The 2,788-nt window shown below is 63.1% G+C and carries 6 protein-coding genes; 1 reads left to right on the top strand and 5 read right to left on the bottom strand.

Annotation, left to right across the window (positions count from 1 at the left end; translation table 11 throughout):
* The 5 genes from A3754_RS23830 to merT all read right to left on the bottom strand — a co-directional run.
* Window positions 1-1,295: mercury(II) reductase (locus A3754_RS23830; protein ID WP_082904826.1), on the bottom strand; the 1,295-nt coding region annotated here is incomplete at its 3' end.
* A complete protein-coding gene (locus A3754_RS23825) occupies window positions 1,288-1,524 on the bottom strand; it encodes a mercury resistance system transport protein MerF (protein WP_062817350.1) in 237 nt (78 codons plus the stop codon). The genes A3754_RS23830 and A3754_RS23825, both read right to left, overlap by 8 nt.
* Before the next feature lie 73 nt (window positions 1,525-1,597).
* A complete protein-coding gene (gene merF / locus A3754_RS23820) occupies window positions 1,598-1,855 on the bottom strand; it encodes a mercury resistance system transport protein MerF (RefSeq protein WP_033988342.1) in 258 nt (85 codons plus the stop codon).
* Window positions 1,856-1,857: 2 nt separating this feature from the next.
* A complete protein-coding gene (gene merP, locus A3754_RS23815; RefSeq protein ID WP_022519794.1) occupies window positions 1,858-2,154 on the bottom strand; it encodes a mercury resistance system periplasmic binding protein MerP in 297 nt (98 codons plus the stop codon).
* A 13-nt stretch (window positions 2,155-2,167) separates the two neighbouring features.
* Complete coding sequence (merT, locus tag A3754_RS23810; RefSeq protein ID WP_027965778.1) at window positions 2,168-2,518, bottom strand: mercuric ion transporter MerT; 351 nt, start codon at window positions 2,516-2,518, stop codon at window positions 2,168-2,170.
* Window positions 2,519-2,591: 73 nt separating this feature from the next.
* On the opposite strand from merT, the gene A3754_RS23805 reads away from it, so the two are divergent.
* On the top strand, window positions 2,592-2,788 hold a 197-nt coding region (locus tag A3754_RS23805; RefSeq protein WP_156497191.1), incomplete at its 3' end, for a MerR family transcriptional regulator.

The raw sequence follows: 2,788 nt of genomic DNA, 5'->3' as shown, positions 1-2,788 counted from the left end.
TCGGTGAAGATCACCGCCGGCATGGCGCTCAGGTCCAGGGTGGCTTCGCCCCCGGTCATGTTGACGGCAGCCCGGCTGCCCCCGGCGGCGGCGACATAGACGAACTCCGGCTGATCGGTGCAGTCACCGGCGGCATAGAGCCCCGGCACCGTGGTGTGCAGATGCTCATCGACCAGAATCGCCCCACGTGCGGTTTCCACGCCGAGGCTCGCCAGGTTCAGGGCCTCGGTATTGGGTGTCCGTCCGGTGGCCACCAGCAGTTGATCCGCCCGCAAGGTGCCGGCGTTGGTGTCGACAATGAATTCATTGTCGGTGTAGTCCACGCGGCTCGCCTGGGTCTGCTTGAGGACCTCGATGCTCTCGCGGCGAAACGCCGCCTCCACCGCATCCCCTACCGCCGGGTCTTCCTGGGAGAGCAGGCGGCTGCGGGCCAGCACCGTGACCCGGCTGCCCAGCCGGGCGAAGGCCTGGGCCAGTTCCAGGGCCACCACCGAGGCGCCGATCACAATCAGCCGCTCGGGAAGGGTGTCCAGGGCCAGCGCACTGGTAGAGGTCAGGTAGGGGGTGTCGGCAAGACCCGGGATCGGCGGTACTGCCGGTCGGGCGCCAGTACCGATTAAGGCGCGGTCGAAGTGGACGACCTGCTCGCCGCCCTCGTTCAGCTTGACCATCAGGCTATGGGCATCGATAAACCGGGCCTCGCCGTGCAGGACCGTGATGGCCGGGTGGTCGCGCAGAATCCCCTCGTACTTGGCGTCACGCAGTTCCTCGACACGTCGCTGCTGCTGCTCGAGCAGCTTGGCCCGATCCACCACCGGCGCCTGGGCGCTCAGGCCTGCATCGAAGGGACTTTCCGTACGCAAGTGGGCAATATGGGCCGCGCGAATCATGATCTTCGAAGGCACACAGCCTGTATTGACACAGGTACCGCCGACGGTGCCGCGTTCGATCAGGGTGATCCGGGCGCCGCGCTCGGCGGCTTTCAGGGCCGCCGCCATGGCGGCGCCGCCGCTGCCGATCACCGCGATGTGCGGGGCGTCTTCATCACGGCCCTTGGACACCGATGCGCCTGCCGGGGAAGTGGGCCCACTGTTGGCCAGTCGAGCTTGGTAGCCAAGTCGGGTCACGGCAAACGTCAACGCCGAGGCCGGTGTCTCCGGATCAACGGCTACCGATGCCGTCCCCTGAGGATAGGATACCTCCACCGACTGCACGCCGGGCAGCTTCTCCAGGGCTTCCCTGACATGATCCGCACAGCGGTCACAGGTCATGCCACTCACGTTGAGTTCAATCATCACGTTTCTCCGAGTCTTCATTAGTAAAGCCGGCATCCTGCTTCCGCTTGTGGTATCGCGCGTAGAGAGGTAAGCCGATGGCCAGGGCGGCAAACAGCAGGTAATCGAGATAGCCTGCCAACGCGGCCAGGCCCGCCGTACCGAATAGCACCAGGGCGATTGGCGCGCAACACAGCACCATCAACCCGGTGCCAAGCACGACGCTTAAAAATTTCTGCGAATCTTTCACGCTTATTCCTTCACCGTGGCGGGCAAGCTCGTAAACAACTCACCCGATGACCGCGATGTGCAGCTGCTTGATGTCACTCAGGGGGCGTATTCCTTGATTTGATAGAGCCGTTGTCACAACAGGCGTCGAACTGCTTCTTACGCCAAATCGCATAAATGGTCAGGCCGATGAAGAAGGCCAGGGCCGGCAATAACACAACGTCGAGATAGCCCGTCAGCCCCGCCAGGCCCACCGTGCCAAGCAGGATCACCAGGATCGGCGTAAAGCAGCACAATGCCACCAGGACGGTGCCGATCACGCTCACGCGCAGCAGGGGCTTGGGATTCTTCATGATCACTCTCGATCCGCTTGCGAGGATGTCGGGGTTGATGGATACCCAGCGTTGATGGTGGCCTCGGTCAATGCCTCCACCGACGTTCGGGCGTCGTCAAAGGTGACCACGGCCTCGAGATCCGCGTAGCTCACGTCGACTTGCGAGACGCCGTCCACCTTGTTGAGGGCGGCCTTGACGGTGATCGGGCAGGCGGCACAGGTCATGCCCGGCACCGACAGCGTCACGGTCTGCAGGGCCGCTAAGGCGGGCGTGCTGAGCAGGGCGAGTAGCGCGATGAAGGCGAAACGAGCTTTCATGGTAGATCTCCTTTTAATAGAACAGGGGCAAGATGTAGGGGAATACCAGGGCGATTAGCACCAGCAGCGATACGAGCCAGAAGATCGCCTTGTAGCCCGTCCTGACCCGTGGCACGGCACACACCTCTCCCGGCTGGCACTTTTCCACTGGCCGAAAGACGCGACGCCAGGCGAAGAACATCGCCACCAGCGCGACGCCGATAAAGAGCGGGCGATAGGGCTCCAACGCCGCCAGATTGCTGATCCAGGCGCCGGAAACGCCCAGCGTGATCAGCACCAGCGGGCCGAGGCAACACGCCGAGGCCAGGAGGGCCGCGACTCCTCCGGCGGCCAGGGGCCCTCGCCCCGTTTTAGATGTCCGCATTGACGATTCTCCTTTCGGGATGGGGGGAGCTACGATAAGGTTACTTCCGTAGCTTGGTACGGAGTCAAGCATCATGAAGAGACATGCAGATAAAGTGGCGGACACCATGACCATTGGCGGCCTGGCCAAGGCGGCCGGCGTCAATGTCGAGACAATCCGCTATTACCAGCGACGAGGGCTATTATCGGAGCCCGAACGCCCTCCCGGAGGTATTCGACGCTATAGTGCCGCCGATATCGACAGGTTGACGTTCGTGAAAACGGCGCAGCA

Source organism: Alcanivorax sp. HI0083, assembly GCF_001635175.1.
This window is presented reverse-complemented; position numbering and strand designations above follow the sequence as displayed.

Coding starts and splice junctions, on each gene's coding strand:
- merF (WP_033988342.1), bottom strand. CDS start 1,855: ATGAAGAATCCCAAGCCCCTGCTGCGCGTGAGCGTGATCGGCACCGTC.
- merP (WP_022519794.1), bottom strand. CDS start 2,154: ATGAAAGCTCGTTTCGCCTTCATCGCGCTACTCGCCCTGCTCAGCACG.
- merT (WP_027965778.1), bottom strand. CDS start 2,518: ATGCGGACATCTAAAACGGGGCGAGGGCCCCTGGCCGCCGGAGGAGTC.